This is a genomic window from Streptomyces sp. NPDC029164 (assembly GCF_055563995.1).
In genome coordinates this window covers 129,535-149,235 of the sequence record NZ_JBVHWW010000019.1, presented here as the reverse complement: position 1 = coordinate 149,235, position 19,701 = coordinate 129,535, and the positions used below count along the sequence as shown (strand labels likewise).

The 19,701-nt window shown below is 73.0% G+C and carries 12 protein-coding genes; 5 read left to right on the top strand and 7 right to left on the bottom strand.

From position 1 onward, the window contains the following. Positions 1–124: 124 nt before the first annotated feature. Together metK and ACZ4VT_RS19990 are read left to right on the top strand one after the other, a co-directional pair. Positions 125–1,333, top strand: a complete 1,209-nt coding sequence (gene metK, locus ACZ4VT_RS19995; RefSeq protein ID WP_319721164.1) for a methionine adenosyltransferase — start codon at positions 125–127, stop codon at positions 1,331–1,333. A gap of 53 nt (positions 1,334–1,386) precedes the next feature. Continuing rightward, positions 1,387–3,525 (top strand): primosomal protein N', encoded by a 2,139-nt coding sequence (locus tag ACZ4VT_RS19990; RefSeq protein ID WP_467951330.1) that lies wholly within the window; start codon positions 1,387–1,389, stop codon positions 3,523–3,525. Positions 3,526–3,655: 130 nt separating this feature from the next. On the opposite strand, the gene ACZ4VT_RS19985 is transcribed toward ACZ4VT_RS19990, so the two are convergent. Next, on the bottom strand, positions 3,656–4,204 hold the full coding sequence (locus ACZ4VT_RS19985) for a hypothetical protein (protein ID WP_467951328.1): 549 nt from the start codon (positions 4,202–4,204) through the stop codon (positions 3,656–3,658). Between the two features lie 293 nt (positions 4,205–4,497). Between ACZ4VT_RS19985 and fmt the strand changes: the two genes are divergently transcribed. Then, complete coding sequence (gene fmt / locus ACZ4VT_RS19980) at positions 4,498–5,442, top strand: methionyl-tRNA formyltransferase (protein WP_362810482.1); 945 nt, start codon at positions 4,498–4,500, stop codon at positions 5,440–5,442. Between the two features lie 172 nt (positions 5,443–5,614). Beyond that, a complete protein-coding gene (locus tag ACZ4VT_RS19975; protein WP_467951326.1) occupies positions 5,615–7,075 on the top strand; it encodes an RsmB/NOP family class I SAM-dependent RNA methyltransferase in 1,461 nt (486 codons plus the stop codon). Between the two features lie 68 nt (positions 7,076–7,143). Here ACZ4VT_RS19975 and ACZ4VT_RS19970 read toward each other — a convergent pair whose 3' ends face one another. The 6 genes from ACZ4VT_RS19970 to ACZ4VT_RS19945 all read right to left on the bottom strand — a co-directional run bounded on the left by ACZ4VT_RS19970 (position 7,144) and on the right by ACZ4VT_RS19945 (position 15,481). Further along, a complete protein-coding gene (locus ACZ4VT_RS19970; protein WP_467951324.1) occupies positions 7,144–9,969 on the bottom strand; it encodes a TIR-like protein FxsC in 2,826 nt (941 codons plus the stop codon). After that, a complete protein-coding gene (locus ACZ4VT_RS19965; protein WP_467951322.1) occupies positions 9,962–10,810 on the bottom strand; it encodes an AAA family ATPase in 849 nt (282 codons plus the stop codon). Before ACZ4VT_RS19965 ends, ACZ4VT_RS19970 begins: the two co-directional genes overlap by 8 nt. A 102-nt stretch (positions 10,811–10,912) precedes the next feature. Continuing rightward, on the bottom strand, positions 10,913–12,925 hold the full coding sequence (locus tag ACZ4VT_RS19960) for a vWA-MoxR associated conflict system protein (protein ID WP_467951321.1): 2,013 nt from the start codon (positions 12,923–12,925) through the stop codon (positions 10,913–10,915). Between the two features lie 56 nt (positions 12,926–12,981). Next, entirely contained in the window at positions 12,982–13,974 is a 993-nt protein-coding gene (locus ACZ4VT_RS19955) for a lipase family protein (protein WP_467951319.1), read from the bottom strand. Between the two features lie 167 nt (positions 13,975–14,141). After that, complete coding sequence (locus ACZ4VT_RS19950; protein ID WP_467951317.1) at positions 14,142–15,089, bottom strand: hypothetical protein; 948 nt, start codon at positions 15,087–15,089, stop codon at positions 14,142–14,144. 2 nt (positions 15,090–15,091) lie between these two features. Beyond that, positions 15,092–15,481 carry a hypothetical protein gene (locus ACZ4VT_RS19945; protein ID WP_467951315.1) on the bottom strand — a complete coding sequence of 130 codons (390 nt, stop codon included), beginning with the start codon at positions 15,479–15,481 and terminating at the stop codon, positions 15,092–15,094. Between the two features lie 122 nt (positions 15,482–15,603). Here ACZ4VT_RS19945 and ACZ4VT_RS19940 point away from each other — a divergent pair, with 122 nt between their 5' ends. Then, a complete protein-coding gene (locus ACZ4VT_RS19940) occupies positions 15,604–19,623 on the top strand; it encodes a CHAT domain-containing protein (protein WP_467951314.1) in 4,020 nt (1,339 codons plus the stop codon). Positions 19,624–19,701: the final 78 nt, after the last annotated feature.

Genomic DNA, 19,701 nt, shown 5'->3' with positions numbered 1-19,701 from the left:
CGAGACGGGTGGTCCCGGAAACGGTGGCGACCGATAAACTGCACGAGGAACGTGATCGGGCGCAGCCCCCGATGCGGTTCCGCCAAATGATCAGCCAGCAGCCGCTGCAACCCCAGGGAGCGTTGTGTCCCGTCGTCTGTTTACCTCGGAGTCCGTGACCGAGGGCCACCCCGACAAGATCGCTGACCAGATCAGCGACACGATCCTCGACGCGCTCCTCTCCGAGGACCCGACCTCGCGCGTGGCCGTGGAGACCCTCATCACCACCGGTCTCGTGCACATCGCGGGAGAGGTGACGACGAAGGCCTACGCGCCGATCGCGCAGCTCGTCCGGGAGAAGATCCTCGAGATCGGCTACGACTCCTCGAAGAAGGGCTTCGACGGCGCCTCCTGTGGCGTCTCGGTGTCCATCGGTGCCCAGTCCCCTGACATCGCGCAGGGCGTCGACACCGCCTACGAGAAGCGGGTCGAGGGCGACGAGGACGAGCTCGACAAGCAGGGCGCCGGCGACCAGGGCCTGATGTTCGGCTATGCCTGCGACGAGACCCCCGAGCTCATGCCGCTCCCGATCCACATCGCGCACCGGCTCTCCCGCCGGCTGTCCGAGGTCCGCAAGAACGGGACCATCCCCTACCTGCGCCCCGACGGCAAGACCCAGGTCACCATCGAGTACGACGGTGACAAGGCCGTGCGCCTGGACACCGTCGTGGTCTCCTCGCAGCACGCCTCGGACATCGACCTGGACTCGCTGCTCGCACCGGACATCCGCGAGTTCGTCGTCGAGCACGTGCTGGCCCAGCTCGTCGAGGACGGCATCAAGCTCGACACCGAGGGTTACCGCCTGCTGGTGAACCCGACCGGCCGGTTCGAGATCGGCGGCCCGATGGGCGACGCCGGCCTGACCGGCCGCAAGATCATCATCGACACCTACGGCGGCATGGCCCGCCACGGTGGCGGCGCCTTCTCCGGCAAGGACCCGTCCAAGGTCGACCGCTCCGCCGCCTACGCCATGCGCTGGGTCGCCAAGAACGTGGTCGCCGCCGGTCTCGCCTCGCGCTGCGAGGTCCAGGTCGCCTACGCCATCGGCAAGGCCGAGCCCGTCGGTCTCTTCGTGGAGACCTTCGGCACCGCCAAGGTCGAGGTCCAGAAGATCGAGGACGCGATCGGCGAGGTCTTCGACCTGCGCCCGGCCGCGATCATCCGCGACCTGGACCTGCTGCGCCCGATCTACGCGCAGACCGCCGCCTACGGCCACTTCGGTCGTGAGCTGCCCGACTTCACCTGGGAGCGCACCGACCGCGTCGACGCCCTGCGCACGGCCGCCGGTCTGTAAGCACCACCGCTTGAGTCGAACGGCCCCGGACCTCCTGGTGCGGGGCCGTTCGCATGCCGTGGCTGTCAGTGGGGTTTGGTAAGAATGCTGATGTGAGCAGCGCGAACGATTCCCAGCCGGAGCAGCTCGCGCTGATCCGGGAGATGGTCGCCGAGGCGAAGGCCAAGGCGCCCAAGGCGAAGCCGCGCACCTGGCGGGGGGCGGCCCTCGCCGAGGAACTGCCCGTCGCCCGGGTCCTCGTGAACAAGGGCGTGCTCCACCTCGACCGGACCTTCGACTACGCCGTGCCCGCCGAGCTCTCCGAGGCCGCCCAGCCCGGCGTCCGCGTCCGGGTCCGCTTCGGGGCCGGCTCCCACCAAGTACGCGGGGGCCGCCGCGAGGGCGGCAGCCTCATCGACGGGTTCATCGTCGAGCGCCGCGCCGAGTCCGACTACAACGGAGCGCTCGCCGCCCTCGCCCAGGTGGTCTCGCCCGAGGTGGTCCTCAGCCCCCGCCTGCTCGCCCTCGCCCGGGCCGTCGCCGACCGCTACGCCGGCAGCCTCGCCGACGTGCTCCAGCTCGCCCTGCCCGCGCGCAGCGCCCGCGCCGAGGCCAAGCCCTCACCGGAGCCGCTGCCCCCGCCCGCCGCCCCCGAGCCCGGCGGCTGGCAGCGGTACGGCGCCGGGCCCGCCTTCCTGGGGGCCCTGGCCACCGGCGCCGCCCCGCGCGCCGTGTGGACGGCCCTGCCCGGCCCCGGCTGGGCCGACGAACTCGCCCGCGCCATGGCCGCGACCCTCGCCTCCGGGCGCGGCGCCCTCGCCGTGGTCCCCGACGGGCGCACCGCCGCCCGGGTCGACCAGGCGCTGACCGCCCTGCTCGGCGAAGGACGGCACGCGCTGCTGACCGCCGAGTCCGGGCCCGAGAAGCGCTACCGCCAGTGGCTCGCCGTGAACCGGGGCTCGGTGCGCGCCGTCGTCGGGACCCGCGCGGCGATGTTCGCCCCCGTGCGGGACCTCGGACTGGTCGCCGTCTGGGACGACGGCGACTCCAGCCACAGCGACGACAACGCCCCCTTCCCGCACGTCCGCGAGGTGCTGGAACTGCGCGCGGTCAGCGAAGGCTGCGCCTTCCTGGCCGGGAGCACGAGCTGCACCGTGGAGGCCGCCCAGCTGGTCGAGTCGGGCTGGGCCCGGCCGCTGGTCGCGAGCCGCGAGACGGTACGGGCCTGCGCCCCCCGGATCCGGACCGTGGGCGACGAGCTGCTGGCCCGCGACGAGGCGGCCCGCGCCGCGCGGCTGCCGAGCCTGGCGTGGGAGACCGTACGGGAGGGGCTGAAGACCGGGCCCGTGCTCGTCCAGGTGCCGCGGCGGGGCTACGTCCCGCGGCTGGCGTGCGAGCGGTGCCGGACCCCCGCCCGCTGCACGGTCTGCGCGGGCCCCCTGGAGGCCCCCGACGAGCGGGACCTGCAGTGCGGGTGGTGCGGGCGCGCCGAGCCGTCCTGGCACTGCGAGGAGTGCGGCTCGTTCCGGCTGCGCGCCCAGGTGGTCGGCGCCCGGCGGACGGCCGAGGAGCTGGGCCGGGCTTTTCCGGCCGTGCCCGTACGGACCTCCGGGCGCGACCACGTCCTCGACGAGGTGCCGGACCGGCCGGCGCTGGTGGTGTGCACGCCGGGCGCCGAGCCGGTGGCGGCCGGCGCCGGATACGCGGCCGCGCTGCTGCTCGACGGCTGGGCCATGCTGACCCGGCCCGACCTGCGGGCCGGCGAGGACGCGCTGCGGCGGTGGATCACGGCCGCCTCGCTGGTCCGGGGCGACGGGCAGGTCGTGGTGGTCGCCGAGCCGACGCTGCGGCCGGTCCAGGCGCTCGTCCGGTGGGACCCGGTGGGCCACGCCGTACGGGAGCTCGCGGAGCGGGCCCAGCTCGGCTTCCCGCCGGTTTCGCGGATGGCCGCCGTGGCCGGGCGGGGCGAGGCGGTGGAGGCCTTCCTGGCCGGCGCCGGGCTGCCGCCGGACGCGGAGATCCTGGGCCCGGTCCCGATACCGGGGCGGCGCGGGGAGCGGTCCCCGGGCGAGCGTGCGCTGGTCCGGGTCCCGCCGGGCAGCGGCGCGGCCCTGGCGGCCGCCCTGAAATCCGCGCAGGCGGCCCGGATGGCACGGGGCGTCGCGGCCGCCGACGCGGTGCGGGTCCGGATCGACCCGCCGGACATCGGCTGACCGGACGGGAAGCAGACGGCGAAGCCCCCGGCGGGAGACGCGTGGGTCGTCCCGCCGGGGGCGGATTCAGGCGCGGCGAGCGGTGGCGGCCGGCCGTCGGGGGTCGGCGTCCCGGCGGCAGGACACGAGGTCAGCCGTTGCGCGGACCGGGGAAGGCGGGGGAGCGCGGGGCCTCCGCGAGGCTCCGGCCGGGGTTCCCCCCGGCCGCCGCCTGGGCCTCCTCGCGCACCGGCTGCGGCGGCACCGAGCGGGCGGCCGGCACGGTGGGCAGCGGCCCCAGGGTCCGGGTGGTCGTGCCCTCGGCCAGCGGCTCCGCGGACTCGGCGGACTGCGCCCGCCGGGCGCCGTAGCGGCGGTGCACGGCCTGCTTGGTGACGCCGAGCGCCGAACCGACCGCGTCCCACGAGAAACCGAGCGAGCGGTCGAAGTCCACCGCGGCGGTGACCAGCGTCTCGACGCTGTCCCGCAGCTCCTGCGCGAGGCGGACGGTGGGCGCGGGTGCCCGGCCGTAGACGACGAAGCCCGTGGAGGGACCGGAGCGGCGCGGGCGGTACACGTTGCCGAGCTGGGCGGTGAGCGTACGCAGGGCATCCACCTGCCGGCGAACCCGCTCGATGTCCCGCACCAGGAGGTGCAGGCTGGCCCGGGCTTGGGCGTCGTGGGTGGCGTGGTCGGCCATGAAGAAGCCTCTCGAACCGGTGCTGAAGGGCGGATCGGGCCGCAGACACCGTTCACACGGCCCGTTTTGGTCAATCTCTCTTGACCAACGCGCCACCCGTCGCCCAGGTCACGCTGTGGGGGCGTGTCGGCATATGCGAGAGGCGCGCGTGTGTGCGTACGCCCCCTCGACAGCGCAGGTGGGCCATGGTGAGCGCCGGGCGGGTCGGTGGCTGACGACCTTCGGGCGGCCCCCGGGCGGCCGCCCCATAGACTGGTGCGCTGCTGACAGCCGAGATAGCGAGGTAGGACCCAGTGAAGCTCGTCTTCGCAGGCACCCCCGAGGTCGCCGTACCCGCCCTGGACGCCCTGATCGCCTCCGGGCGGCACGAGGTCGCCGCCGTCGTCACCCGGCCCGACGCACCGGCCGGCCGCGGCCGCCGGCTCGTCGCCAGCCCGGTCGCCGAGCGCGCCGAGGAAGCCGGCATCGAGGTCCTCAAGCCCGCCCGCCCGCGCGACCCCGACTTCCAGGCCCGGCTGCGGGAGATCGCCCCGGACTGCTGCCCGGTCGTCGCCTACGGGGCCCTGCTCCCCAAGAGCGCCCTCGACATCCCCAAGCACGGATGGGTCAACCTGCACTTCTCGCTGCTGCCCGCCTGGCGCGGCGCCGCACCCGTCCAGCACTCGATCATGGCGGGCGACGAGGTCACCGGCGCGTCCACCTTCCTCATCGAGGAGGGCCTGGACTCCGGCCCGGTCTACGGCATCCTCACCGAGGAGATCCGCCCGACCGACACCAGCGGCGACCTGCTCACCCGCCTGGCGTTCGCCGGCTCCGGGCTGCTGGCCGCCACCATGGACGGCATCGAGGACGGCACCCTGCGCGCCGTCGCGCAGCCCCACGACGGGCTCTCCCTCGCGCCCAAGATCACCGTGGAGGACGCCCGGATCGACTGGACGGCCCCCGCGATGCGCGCCGACCGCGTGGTGCGCGGCTGCACGCCGGCCCCGGGCGCCTGGACCGTCTTCCGCGGGGAGCGGCTCAAGCTGATCTCGCTGGGCCTGGTGGCCGACCGCACCGACCTGGCGCCCGGCGAGCTGGCCCCGGCCAAGAACAACGTCCACGTGGGCACGGGCTCGCACGCCGTGGAGCTGCTGTGGGTGCAGCCCCAGGGCAAGAAGCCGATGCGCGCCGCGGACTGGGCCCGCGGAGTGCGGATCGCGCCCGGCGAGCGGCTCGGCGGAGCCGACGTAGGCTGAATCCAGCCGAGCCGGATCCGGCCCGCCGTCCTCGCGGCGGCGGGACCCCGGACCATACGGACCGCCGCCCCGCCGGGGCGGCGCCCGCCGCCCTCGCACCTCGTCACCGCAGTACCTCATGACCGCAGCACCTCGTCACCGCAGCACCTCGTAAACCCGGAGCACCTTTCACGTGAGCGAACAGCCCCGTCCCCGTCGCAACCCCGCAGGCCAGCGCCAGGCCAAGCCGTACCGGCGACCCCAGAAGGACCCCGTGCGGATGCTGGCCTTCGAGGTCCTGCGGGCGGTGGACGAGCGCGACGCCTACGCGAACCTCGTCCTGCCGCCGCTGCTGAAGAAGGCCCGCCAGGACGAGAACTTCCAGGCGCGCGACGCGGCGCTGGCCACCGAGCTGGTCTACGGGACCCTGCGCCGGCAGGGCACCTACGACGCCGTCATCAAGGCGTGCGTCGACCGCCCGCTGCGCGAGGTGGACCCGCCGGTGCTCGACGTGCTCTCGCTCGGCGCGCACCAGCTGCTCGGCACCCGGATCCCCACGCACGCGGCGGTCTCCGCGAGCGTCGAGCTGGCCCGCGTGGTGCTAGGGGACGGGCGCGCCAAGTTCGTGAACGCCGTGCTGCGGAAGATCGCCGCGCACGACCTCGACGGCTGGCTGGCGCTGGTCGCACCGCCGTACGAGGACGACGCCGAGGAACACCTCGCCGTGTACCACTCGCACCCCCGGTGGATCGTCAGCGCCCTGTGGGACGCGCTGGGCGGTGGCCGCGCCGGCATCGAGGACCTGCTGGAGGCCGACAACGAGCGGCCCGAGGTGACCCTGGTCGCCCGTCCCGGCCGGTCCACCCCGCAGGAGCTGCTGGACGCGGTCGGCGAGGACTCGGCGCTGCCCGGGCGCTGGTCGCCGTACGCCGTCCGGATGGCCGAGGGCGGCGAGCCCGGCGCGCTGGAGGCGGTGCGCGAGGGCCGCGCCGGCGTGCAGGACGAGGGCAGCCAGCTCGTGGCGATGGCCCTGGCGGCCGTGCCCGTCGAGGGCAGTGACGAGCGCTGGCTCGACGGCTGCGCGGGCCCCGGCGGCAAGGCGGCGCTGCTCGCCGCGCTCGCCGCGCGGCGCGGCGCCTTCCTGCTCGCCTCGGAGAAGCAGCCGCACCGGGCGCGGCTCGTGGAGCGCGCCCTCGCGGGCAACCCGGGCCCCTACCAGGTCATCGCGGCGGACGGCACCCGGCCGCCGTGGCGGCCGGGCTCCTTCGACCGCGTCCTGATGGACGTCCCCTGTACGGGCCTGGGCGCGCTCCGCCGCCGCCCGGAGGCCCGCTGGCGCCGCCGCCCGCAGGACCTGGAGGGCTTCGCGCCGCTCCAGCGCGGACTGCTGCGCGAAGCGCTGTCGGCGGTGCGGGTGGGCGGTGTCGTGGGCTACGCGACGTGCTCGCCCCACCTGGCCGAGACCCGGGTCGTCGTGGACGACGTCCTGAAGGGGCGCGGTGCGGGCGCCTCGCCGGTGTCCGCCGAGCTGATCGACGCGCGGCCGTTCATGTCGGGCGTACCGGGGCTGGGCGACGGCCCGGACGTCCAGCTGTGGCCCCACCTGCACGGAACGGACGCGATGTACCTGGCACTGCTGAGGCGCACGGCGTAGCGGGAGGGCGGTGGCCAGCCAGTGGCCGGCCTCCGCGCCCAGACGTCGGACTTCCGTCATCGAAGGGGTCACGGTTCCTCGGGCCCGTCCGGTGGCGGGGGCAACCCCAGAGGCGTGGGACCGGTCAGCCGGAGCCTGGGCGCGTCGGCCGGGTAGGCCTTGGTGGGAGGGTAGGCCTGGGCGTGCCTGAGGTGCTCCTGGTAGGTCGCGGCCACGACTTGTGGCATCACCCGGCCGAAATCCTCCAAGCTGAGCACGACCCGGGCCGATGCCGAGGACTTCTTCTCCAAGGCCCGGCCCATCAGATACGGAATCGTCCGGGTCAGCCCCGAGTCCAGCTCGCCGTCCGAGTGACGGCTCTGCGGATCGTTCGGGTTCCAGGCGATGACGACGCTCATCCCCGGCCGACGGGTCGCGTCCAGCATGGCCAGTGCGTCGCACAGGGCCGGCACTTCCAGTGCCCACCGGTCCACGAGCAGGATCAACGGCCCGGGCGGAGTCTTGCCGCCGACGGCTCGGGAGAGCTCCTCGTCGAGTGTGGAGATGTCCACCTGGTTGTTCAGGTGGAACGCCAGCTCGGTGGCCACGTGCGCCAGTGGCCTCACGGAATCGGGGTAGTACGGATTCCAATCGGCCGGACCGTCACCGTAGTAGCGGGTGCGACGTCCCGCGGGGAGGTCGTGCACGGTGGGCGCCACCACGGCGATGCGCAGATTGCCCTGATACGAGGTATGCGGTCCGAACGCGCTCGGAGCCGTCCGGTAGTCGACGGGGAGGCCGACGGCGATGTTCGCGGTGCTCGCCGTCACGACGATCCGCTTGGCCAGTTCGTACACCACACGCTCGTACTGCTCGGCGTATCCCCGCAGTTTGATCAGACCGTAGAGTCCATCAGTCGTGTAACGCTCACCGGGGGCGGGGTGGGGAAGGCTCAACTCCCTTGCTGATCTGGGGAGTTGCTCCTGGGGTACGGGAACCCACCAGGCGGGTACGATCGCCTTCACCGTCGAGGCGCTCCGAGCCTGGTGGTAGGCGGTTCGCTGGGCGAACGCGTACCACTCCTTGCCGCACGTTTCACTGGCGAAGTAGCGCGGGGAATAGAGGGGTACGAACGTCCGGCACGTGGCCAGTACCTCCCCCAGCCGTTCCGACCAGCCTGCTCCGCTGCGAATCTCCCGGTCCATGAACCCCACCGGGTATCCGGACGGCGCGTCCGTCAACGCCATCACATGGCCGGACAGGTCGCGGAACAGCCGCTCGACCCACATGTCCGGGTCCGGTCCCCCCGCGCCGAAGCGCGGCGTGTGCGCATAGCTGAGGAAGAAGTACGGTCGCTCACCGGAACGCGCCGCCCGGCCGCCCGCAGGCCCCGCCGGACCCAGTGTCCGCAGGGTCCGCGGGGACACCTCCGCGAACGGCGCGTCGCCGGACGGGATCTCCACATCACCTTCGGTCTCGGGGACGAGCGCCGGAAAGCGCGACGCGGCGTCGGCGTGCGCCGCGATGAACCGGCTCACGGTGTCCCGCGTGCGCAGTGCGTCGCGCGCGCCGAGGCGGGGAGCCAGCCGTTCACGGACACCGTCCCGGAAGGTCAGGACCGCGCCGCCGCCCGCCGACCCGCCCTCGTCCACCGACACCAGGCCGCCGACGACCACCTCGGCCATGTCGGCCGGGCTCGCCTCCGGTACCAGTTCCTGCCGTACCAGATGCAGCACCGCGGCATTCACGCGCGGGTACGAGGAGCAGAGCACGGCCAGTCGGACGGCGGGCGCGGACGCCCGGTGCAGGAAGGCCTCGACCAACTGCCCGGCGTCCAGAGGAGGGTTCGGGGATACGGGCGTGCGGCTCACGCTGCCCGGCTCCGGTACCAGGACCGCCTCGCATCCCTCGGGGTCCCCGCGCATGAGCATGCGGGCCCAGCGTGCGAGGGAGCGCGGTGTCAGCCCGACGACCGGCAGGGGCAGCCAGCTGGTCCGGCGGTCGCCCGACCGGTCGAACACGTCCTCCAGCAGCGGTGGCGCCAGGAAGTGCAAGCGGGCGTTGGGTACGCCGGGCGCTCCGGGAGTGGTGACCCTGACCGCCGGGAGATCGAGACCCGTGTGCCGCCAGATCCTCGGCGGCAGCGGGTTCACGAGTACGGTGGGGATGGCGCCCGCCCAGTCGTGGATCCGGTCCCAGAGTCCGTCCTCGCCGCCGACTCCCGATGCGCAGTCCGATAGGACGAGCACCAGCCGGCGCTGCCGCACCATCCGGGGCCCTGCACCGCGAGGGTGCGGCTCCGCCTCCCAGGCATCCACCTCCCGGACCCGGAGCGTGCGGAAGGCGCCCGTCGTGGCGAGCACCTTCAGCAACTCGTCGACGGTATCGCCCCACACGGCCATGGTCGGCGAACGGTCGAGGACGACGGTGAGGTCGAACCAGCGCTCCGGGGCCGGGCGGAAGGCGGGCAGGAGTTCGCCGGTGCGGGCGTAGCCGGACACGGTCTCCGCGATGTCCAGCTGTTGCCTGCGCCCCGCCGCCCACGGTCGTCGCAGCGGACGCAGGGCGCGGGCGATCTCCCGGGCCCTGGGCAGCGCCGACCCCCGGGGTACGGACACCGCCCGCGCGGGCACCCCATCGCCGCCGGGCGCCGAAGGGCCGTGCACCGGGGTCGTCAACGGCCCCCAGGAGCTGAGCCGCTCACGCGGGTCGACGGCCCCCGCCGCGGCGGACGCGGCCGATTCCGCGCCCTCCCCGCCGGCCGCCTCCGCTCGTCCGCTCCGCGTACGGGCGGCGAGCCAGAGCAGCTCGGCCACGGAGAGCCCGTCCAGGTCGCGGCCGAGTCCGTGGAGCGCCGACACCACGGCCGCCAGAGGGTCTTCGGGTTCCGGGCGGGCCGGGGGTTCCTCAGGCACCTGAGAGGTCCTTCATGAGGAGGGCGATGAGCCGCTCGCGCTCGGTGCCCTGCGACCGGGTGGGTCCGTTCAGCAGATGCAGGGTGCCCAGGAGTTGGTCGACGGCCACGCTCTCGCCCGACGCGACCCGGCGGACGAACTCGTCGACCAGTTCCGCCGTCGGCCCCGATTCGTCCACTTCCAGCCCCAGATGGCCGCGTACCACGTCACGGATGAGCGAGGCCGTCGGCTTGGGCATGGTGTAGCGCACGCAGCGGCGCAGGAAGGGCGCGGGCAGCTCCTGTTCACCGTTGCTCGTCATCACGATGAAGGGGAACTCGGTGCACTGCACGTGGCCGTCCTCCACCACGTGCCGCACATGGCTCTCCCATGTCCGTACGCGGGCGGTGTGCCGTTCCTCGCGCATCAGCTCGGTGATGCGGAACTCCCCGCGTTCCAGGACGTCGAGGAGGTCTCCCGGCAGGTCGAGGTCGGCCTTGTCGATCTCGTCGATGAGCAGGGCGCGCGGCCGCTCCGACGGTAACAGCGCGGTTCCCAGGGGCCCCAGGGTCAGGAAGGCCGCCACGTCGTCCACGCCCGCGTCCCCGCCCGCCTGCGCCTTCTCCTGCTGGAGCCGGTGGGCGTGGATGCGGCCGAGGGCGTCGTAGCGGTAGAGCGCGTCCGCGAGGCTGCTGCGTGAGGTGATGTGCCAGAGCAGTACGGGCCCCAGCGCGAGCTCCGCGGCGACCTGCTCGATCACCGTGGACTTCCCGGTGCCCGGGCCGCCGGTGATCAGCAGCGGCCGGCGCAGCGCGAGGGCGGCGTTCACCGCCTGGGTCAGCCCTGCCGGCGGCCGGAACACGCCGGCCGCCGAGGTCCTCGGAAAGGTGCGCCAGGGGGGGCGGTTCGGGCAGGGCCGTGTCGCTCCTCGGTACGCCGTCGCCTCGGTAGTACGCGTCCCGGGTCATGGGGTCCCCTCATCTCGGGTCCGGGTCGGGGGAGTCACGGTCCTGAAGAACCGGCAGAAGCGCAGCCAGTCCTCGTCGTCCCAGACGGCCCGGAGATCGGCCAGGTCCGTGCCGGCGACTCCGCGCCAGCGGTCCCGGTAGGCACGCGCGAGGGCGCCCGGCATGGCCCACCAGCTCCGGTCGAGGCAGCCGTGCCGCTCCCGCGGGAATCCGTCCGGTGCGTGCGGCCACAGCAGTACGGGCGTGTAGGCGAGCAGCATCTCCATGAGCCGGGCGTCGGCGCCGGGGTGCTGGGTGAGGCCGATGCCCCGCGTGTAGCGGCCGTTTCGGAGGTGCCCGTGCAGGAGGTGCGGATCGGCGAGGTCCTCGTAGGCGAGCCAGTCGACGGGCGTACCGGCCTGGTGCTGCGAGATCGACTGCCAGCGCTCGGCGACGACGGGCTCGATGCTGCGCAGCACGGCGTCCGGGGTGAGCCGGTTGCTCCAGTGCAGCCGCACCTCGTAGCGGATCCCCAGGAGCATGGCGACCCCGGCCTCCTCGGGCCGCCAGGCCAGGAGCAGTCGGCTGGGTACGGCCAAGTCGAGCCGTTTCAGGGGCAGATCCAGCACCCGGGCGTGGTCCTCGGCCCACAGCACCGCGTCCTCGACCGCGTTCTCGGCTCCCCTGCGGTCCGCCGTCTCGCTGGGGAACTGCTCGTGGTGGATCATCGCCCCGTCCAGGAGCAGCCATCCGTCGAGGACTTCGGGCCAGTCCCCGGTGAGGGAGGAGTGCAGGCTGACGACGAGGCCGAGTCGCTGGCCCTCCGTACGCCGGGCAGCGTGCTCGATGGCGTCGTTGACTTCGACGGGGGCTTCGATCTGCAGGGCCCAGGAACGCAGTTCGGGGTCCTTGAGGTCCTTCCCGCAAATCTGGCCGAGCAGCACCGCGAAGCGGGCGACGGCGCGCCTGCCGTCCGGGTCGGTGGCGGGATGGTTGAAGGTCAGCTCGTCGATGACGGCGATGTCGGTGAGGAGGGGGTTGCCGGCCGGCAGCCGGCCCTCGGCAGCCAGCATGGTGTGCAGGGCCTGCCGGATCCGGGTGGTGGTCAGCTCGCCGCCGATCCAGCCCCGGACGAACTGGACGGTGCGCACCGCGACGAGCAGCCCGTCGACGCCGCGCAGCGCGCGCTCACGGGCCGCGGCGGGCGGGTGCGACAGGAGTTCCGCCCGGCACCGCAGGGCCGCCCGCAGATCCGGGGTGGCGTCGGGCACGGGCATCCGCGGGTCCACGCCGGCGAGTGCCTCGGTCAGCTCCTCCGCCGCGAGCCGGCCGCCGAGCCCGCCGAGCAGGCCCTCGCGGACCCGGGCGTTGCGCGCGATCCACAGCGTCTCCCGGGCCGAGCCGTCTCCGTCGTAGTCGAATCCAGTGACGTTCTGGCCGATGACGACGGTGCGCAAGGCGTCGCGCACGTCGCTCACGCCCAGGGTGCCGCCCGCGCCGGGCCGCCCGGCGCGCAGGAGTTCGGTCAGGTGCCGGGAGAAGGCGAGATCGACCGCCGACTGGCCCAGGGACGAGGCCATCAGCAGGCCCAGCCGGGTGCGGCCGTTGCGTGCGCCCCCGGCGAGGTCCTCGGCCGGGGGCGGCGCCCCGCCCGCGTGGCAGGTGTCGACGAGGCCGAGCACGCCGTCGATTCCGGGGTGGTCCACGGCGACGGCCAGCAGCTCGCGCACGTTCACGGAGTCGTGCCGGAGGTCTTCCGTGGAGTCCTCGCACATGAGGTGCAGGGTGCTGGTCCGGCCGGGCGCGAAACCGTGGCCGAGGAAGGCGAGGACCAGCGCGGCATGGTGCCGCGCCGCGTATCCGATCGCCTCGTCCACGGTTCCCCGGACGGTGCTGCTGGTCAGGCCGTCACCGGCGAGCAGCGCGCTGCGCCCGACCGGCAGGCCGGGTTCGCACGCACCGAGCGAGGGGTCGGTCAGTACCGCGTACAGCCCGGTGGCCGCCTCCTCCAGTCGCTCCAGTCGCACCATCGATGCACAGTGCGGGGCCACCACCAGGACGTGACGGCGGCCGGTCAGGCCGCCTCTCACCCGGAGCCACCGCCGCCGGGTCCACCCGCCGTTCCCGCCAGCGCTTGCGCGACGGGACCGGCGACGGCCGGCTGGGCGAGGTACTTCTCGGCGTCGTGGACCCAGGTGCCGTCGGAGTCCACGCGCCGGCTGGCCGGGGCGACTCCGCCGCCGCTGGGGCGCACCTCCCGTTCCAGGTGGGGCCGAACGGCGATGATGTCGTCCCGGTCCCAGAAGTTCAGCCACTCGCCGACGCTCTCGGGGACACTCGGGGGCTGGGGGAGGAGCCGGGGCCACACCACGGTCCGCGTGGCGATCGGCGATCCGAGGGTCACGAACAACGAGACGGGTGCGGAGAGTTGGTGCAGGGTCTCCAGGGCGACGACCGAACCCAGGGAATGCGCCACCACGACGGCCGGTCCGTCCCCGATCGCCTCGGCGACCCGGGCGCGGATCCGGCGGTCGAGGCTGATGCCCTGGGCGTCGGGCTCGGCGCGCGCCAAGTAGCGCGCCACTTGGCCGAGGTGGCTTGCCATCATCTTGGGGGTGATCCACCGGGCCGCGGCGCCCCACGGCTTGAGGGCCAGGAGTGTGGTCGCGACGTTGAGCGCGCGGCGTACGACGGCCAGGCTGCCCTGCTCCTGCGCTCTCGGCTCGGCCTCGGCCCGGGCGTGATCGAGGATCTTGCGGTCCCGCTCGTCGGAATGCTCCGCGGCGAGCCCGTCCACCCATGCGACGAGCAGATCCGAAAGGATCTGCGCCTCCGCCTCCGCCCCGGCCCCACCGGCGAGGCCGGGGGCGTCCCCGCCCTGGGCCTGCCCGCGCCCGAAGAGGTCGGCGTAGTGGACGAACGCGTGCCTGCCCGAGTCGCCGGAGACCAGGTCACGGGCGGTTGCGGAGTGCCCGGCCTCCCGCATCCCGGCGGCCAGCGCCCGGGTCCAGGCGGTGAGCTCCCGGGCCGGGTCGCGAGGGCCGCCGATCCCGTGGACGAATACCAGGCGCGACTGCATCGACCGCCTCCCCATGGCAAAGCGCAATGTCCACGCAGGTTAACAACCGCCGGAGGCGCGCGGGCCCGGATCGCGATACACACCCCGTCTGCCGGTCCCGGGGCGAGGGTACGGTCGACCGCCTCGGCCGCGCCCCCGCCGCAGGGACCGGCGCCCAGCCCTGCCGCTCAGAGCGGCCCTTCGGAGAGTCGTGGTGGGGGCTGGGTGAAGAGGAGGCGGGTGAGGGCGTCTCCGAGGTGGGGTGTCAGTGGGCCTGCGTGATCGATGCCCAGATGACGGGCCAGGTCGCCGGCGTATTGGCGGGCGGTGGCCTCCACCAGCAGGGCATGGGTGTCGGTGGCGGTGCGGGTGCGGTACCAGGCGGTGACGGCGATGACCGCGGTCAGGGGAGCTGCGGGCCACCACCAAACGGTCAGCGGCGCGTACAGGAGTGCCCAGCCGCCCAAGGTGGTGGCGCGGGCGAGCTCTTGGCGGGCGGTGGTGATCTCGGCGCGTACGGGCTCGGGCAGGTGAAGCCACAGATATGGCCAGACGGTGGCGATGTCCAGGGTGTAGTCCCGGTCCAGGCGGACCGCGGTGGCATGGACGCGGTCGCCGCTCCAGGTGAGCCGGTCCGGCAGTTCGACAGCTATGCGGGCCCTGGCCCGGTAGGCGGCGTGCCGTTCCCCGGGGTCCAGGCGGACACCGCTGACGAGGGCCGCGCGGGCCAGTTCGAACTGCTGGTGATAGAGGTCGTGTTGGGTGCGCCAGCGGTCCCGTCGCCTGTTGACCCGGCGGTCGGCCAACTGGCGGAACGGGGACGGCCAGGTGCGCCACCCTGCAGTCAGGGTGCCCCGTTCGACCAAGGAGCCGAGGCCCTGAGCGGCCAGGCCGACGGCGGCCGCGCCTGCCAGGACAGCTGCCAGCAGTACGACCTGGCCACCCGCGGTGGTCGCGGCGGGTGCCTTGGCCCAAGCGGTGACCTTCGCAGTGAGGTGGGCGAGATCGAGAGCGTGTGCGTGGCCCAGGATGCGAGCGGTGGCGGCCACCGCGAGGTAGAGGGCGCCAGGCAGCACGAGCAAGGACAGCCACCGTTCGGCGATCTTCTTCCCGAGTTCGCCCAGCAGGACGCCCATCGTCAGAGCCGTTTCCGGAGCAGATCAAGCCCCCCGCTGATGTGACACCGCAGCTGGGCGGTGGCCGGCTGGGGCCACCGACGGCCGGAACACCGGCCCGTCGGGCACAGATAGGTGAGTTCCAACGGGCCTTCGTCGCGCCCCGGTAGTTTCAGGCCCCTCGTTTCGGGCCCGTACACGCCCAGCGCGTCACCGCTGGCCAGTACGGCGGCATGCAGGGCGTCGAGCGGCCCGACGAGGTCCTGTCCGGCGGCGACCGCTTCCAGCAGTGCTTCCAGAGGTGAAGAGCCGCCGGTCCCGTACGCCTGCAGATCGGCCCGGAGCTGGTCCAGATGCCGGCACACATAGGCGAGCCCGTCACTGACGTGCGTGTCCGCATCGTTCACGTGCAACCCCCGCATTCTCCCGCTCCCGGATCCGGGCCTCCGCCACCTGGTCCGGCACGAGCAGGCACAGCGACTGTATTGCCCAACACACCACCTCTCTAACGAATCCGGAGCTAGCCTTACCGTGAGTGAACAGCCGATCGGAGGTTGCGATGGGGGAACGGGGAAATCGCCTTGCTGCGGTCCAAGCCCGGCTGGAACGGGTCAGCGCCGTGCAAGAACTCTCCCCGGTGCTCGAGCCGGGCGCAGTCGCCGAACTGCGGCGGCTCACCGAGATCCTTCGTGAGGACGACGGTGACCTTCAAGCCCGCCATGTGCTCGGCTGGCTGCACTGGTATCGCTTCCAGGCACTTCCCGAAGGCCAGGACGGTGACGACCTGGTAGCCGCGGTCGACATGTTCACCCCGTGCTTCCTCGCGAGGATGGAAGACATTCCCGGACAGCTGCGGCCCGTCCTTGCCGAACAGTCGTTCTCCGCTGCCGTCGACCTGCTCCAGCAAGCTCTCGATTCCCCGGATGAAGAGCTGATATCGGCCGGAGTCGACCTGTGGCGACATCTCCTGGATGCCATCCCGGCCGACCACCCCGGCAGAGTCTCGTTCCTGTCCAACCTCGGCACTGCGCTGCGGATCCGGTCCGAACGCACGGGTGAGCGGCAGGACCTGGATGAAGCGGTCGAGGTCGACCGGGCCGCGCTGGACGCCATCCCCACCGACGATCCCGACAGAGCCGCGTTCTTGAGCAACCTCGGGAACGCGCTGCAGAACCGGTTCGTTCGTACCGGTCTGCAGGAGGACCTGGATGCCGCGATCGAAAACGGCCAGGCCGCGGTGGACGCCACCGAGCCCGGCGACCCCAGCCGGCCGTTGTACCTGTCCAACCTGGGGAACGCGCTGAGGGTCCGGTTCGGTCTCACGGGCCGGATGGAGGACTTGGACGCCGCGGTCCATGCCGGTCAGGCCGCGGTGACTGCCGCTCCACCCGGCCACGCCAGTCGGGCGATGTATCTCTCCAACCTGGGGAACGCACTGCTGGTTCGGTCCCAAAGCGCCGGTGGGGAGGCCGACCTGGACGCTGCGATCGGCAATTTCGAGGCCGCGCGGGACGGCACGCCACCCGGCCACCCGAACCGGGCCGGGTACCTGTCCAACCTGGGGAACGCGCTGAGGGTCCGGTTCGGCCTCATCGGCCGGCAGGAGGACTTGGACGCCGCGATCGAGGCCGGCCGAGCCGCGGGAGACGCCGCCGCCCCCAGCCACCCCGAGCGGGCGCTCTATCTGTCGAACCTGGGGAACGCGCTGCTGGCCCGGTTCGAACGTACCGGCGGGCAGAGCGACCTGGACGCCGCGATCGGCATCTACAGGACCGCGGTGGATACCACCGCCCCCAGCCACCCCCACCGGGCCGCGTGCTTGTCCAACGCGGGGAACGCGCTGAGGGTCCGGTTCGAGCTTGTGGGGCGGAGGGAGGACCTGGATGCCGCGATCGAGGCCGGCGAAGCCGCAAGGGATGCCGCTGCCCCCGACCATCCCGAGCGGGCGATGTATCTGTCCAACCTCGCGGTCGCCCTGCAATCCCGGTTCGGTCTCACGGGCCGGATGGAGGACTTGGACGCCGCCGTCGAGGTCGGCCAGGCCGCGGTGGATGCGGCTGCCCACAACCACTCGGCCAAAGCCGGGTGTCTGTCCAACATGGGGAACACCCTGAGGGTCAGGTTCGGTCTCACGGGCCGGATGGAGGACTTGAATGCCGCGATCGAAAACGGCCGGGCCGCGGTGGATGCCACCGACCCCGACAGCCCCGGCCGGCCGATGTATCTGTCGAACCTGGGGAACGCGCTGCAGGCCCGGGCCGAGCACACCGGCAGGCAGGCGGACCTGGACGCCGCGGTCGAGGCCGGCCAGGCTGTGGTGGATGCCACCGACCCCAGCAGCCCCAACTGGGCGATGTATCTGTCCAACCTGGGGAACGCGCTGCTGACCCGGTTCGAACGTACCGCTGGGCAGGCGGATCTGGACGCCGCGATCGACACCTTCGAGACCGCGGTGGACGCCACCGACCTCCACCATCCCAACCGTGCCGTGTACCTGTCCAACCTGGGGAACGGACGGCTGGCCCGGTTCGAGAATTCGGGTGAGCCGGACGACCTGCGTAACGCGATCGAGGCCGGCCAAGCCGCGGTGGACGCCACCGCCCCCGGCAACCCCCACCGAGCCGGGTACCTGTCCAACCTGGGGAGCGCGCTTCAGGTCTGGTTCGAATGTACGGATGAGCAGGGCGCCCTGGATACCGCGATCGAGGCCGGCCGAGCCGCGGTGGACGCCACCGCCGCCGACAACCCCAATCGGGCGTCGTATCTGTTCAACGTCGGGCACGCGTTACGGGCCCGGTCCGAATCCACCGGCCGGCAACCGGACCTGGACGCGGCGGTGTCCGCGTATGCGCAAGCGACGGAGGTCGCCTCGGCCGCACCGTCGACCCGTATCAGGGCGGCCTACGCGGCAGCATCGCTGGTTGCGTCATCTCAGCCGGGCCGAGCCGCCAGTCTGCTGGAAGGCGCGGTGCGGCTGCTGCCCGAAGTGTCCCCGCGCCAACTCGACCGCAGCGACCAGCAGCACGCGCTCGGCGGGTTCGCCGGCCTGGCCGGCGAGGCCGCGGCCTTCAGCCTCGCCGACACCGAGACACCTCCCGGAGAGAGGGCGACCCGGGCCCTGCAGCTCCTGGAGGCCGGCCGGGCCGTCCTGCTCAGCCAAGCACTGGAGGTCCGCAGCGACCTCACCGACCTCAGGGAGCACCACCCGGATCTGGCTCTGCAGTTCGCCACGCTGCGCGACGTGCTCGACCGGCCACGGGACACCGCGAACCCCGTGCCGGCCGGCGATGGCAGCGGCTGGTCCGACCGCGTCGGCTGGGATCGACGCCCGGTGGCCGAGGACCTCGCCCGGACCTTGACCCGGATCCGCGCCCTTGACGGCTTCCAGACCTTCGCCCTTCCCCCTACTGCCGACGATCTGCTCTCCCAGACCGCACACGGGCCGGTGGCGGTGTTCAACGTCAGCCCCCACCGAAGCGACGTCCTGCTGCTCACCCAGGACGGCATCACATCCCGGGAACTGCCCGCACTCGCCTACGACACCGTGATCGATCAGGCCAACGCCTTCCAGCAAGCCCTCCCGGTTTCGACCGACCCGGACGTGAAGTCGGCGGATCGGCGCGCCGCGCAGGACACCTTGCGCGGGATCCTGGAATGGCTGTGGGAGTCCGCAGCCGAACCTGCCCTACGGGCCCTCGGCCATCACTGCGAGCACGTGCCGGGCACGGAGTGGCCCCGGGTGTGGTGGGTCCCCGGGGGGCTGCTCGGGCAGCTGCCCCTCCATGCCGCCGGCCATCACACCGATGCGCCCGGCGAACCGGGCCGACGCACCGTGATGGACCGGGTCATCTCCTCGTACACCCCTACCGTCCGAGCCCTGCGGCACGCTCGTCAGCACACCCTGGAGCCGACCGCCGCGGTGGACCGGGCGCTGATCGTTGCGATGCCGACCACCCCCGCAGTCGGCGGACGACTGCGTTGCGTTCCACCGGAGGTCGCCATGCTCCGCACGCGCCTGCCCCGGTCGAAGGTGCTCACCGAACCCGACCCGCGTGACGGCGGCGATGCCACCGCCGAAGAAGACATCCCGACCCGGGCGAACGTCCTCGCCCTGCTGCCCGACTATCCGGTCGCCCACTTCGCCTGCCACGGCGCCAACGACCCAACCGATCCTTTCAAGAGCCACCTGCTGCTCCATGACGATCCGCTCACCGTCGCCGGCCTCGCCGGCGTCAATCTCGGCCAGGCGCGACTGGCCTACCTTTCGGCCTGCAGCACCGCCTTCACCGGCACCGGTCAGTTGATCGATGAGGCGATCCACCTTTCCTCGGCGTTCCAGCTCGCCGGGTTTCCCCACGTCATCGGCACCCTCTGGGAGATCGACAGCGCCACCGCCCTCACCATCGCCCGCACCTTCTACGCTCTGTGTACGGATGACGGCGCCCTCGTCACCGACCGCGCCGTCCAAGCCCTCAACCACGCCGTACGCGCCATCCGCGACCAGTACCCAAGGTCACCGTCCCTCTGGGCCGCACACCTCCACGCGGGCCGCTGACCACGCCCGGGACCGGAGAGCCCCGGGTGCGCAAACCCTGGCCCCCACGCCGAGGCGACATTGCAGAAGAGGTGAAGC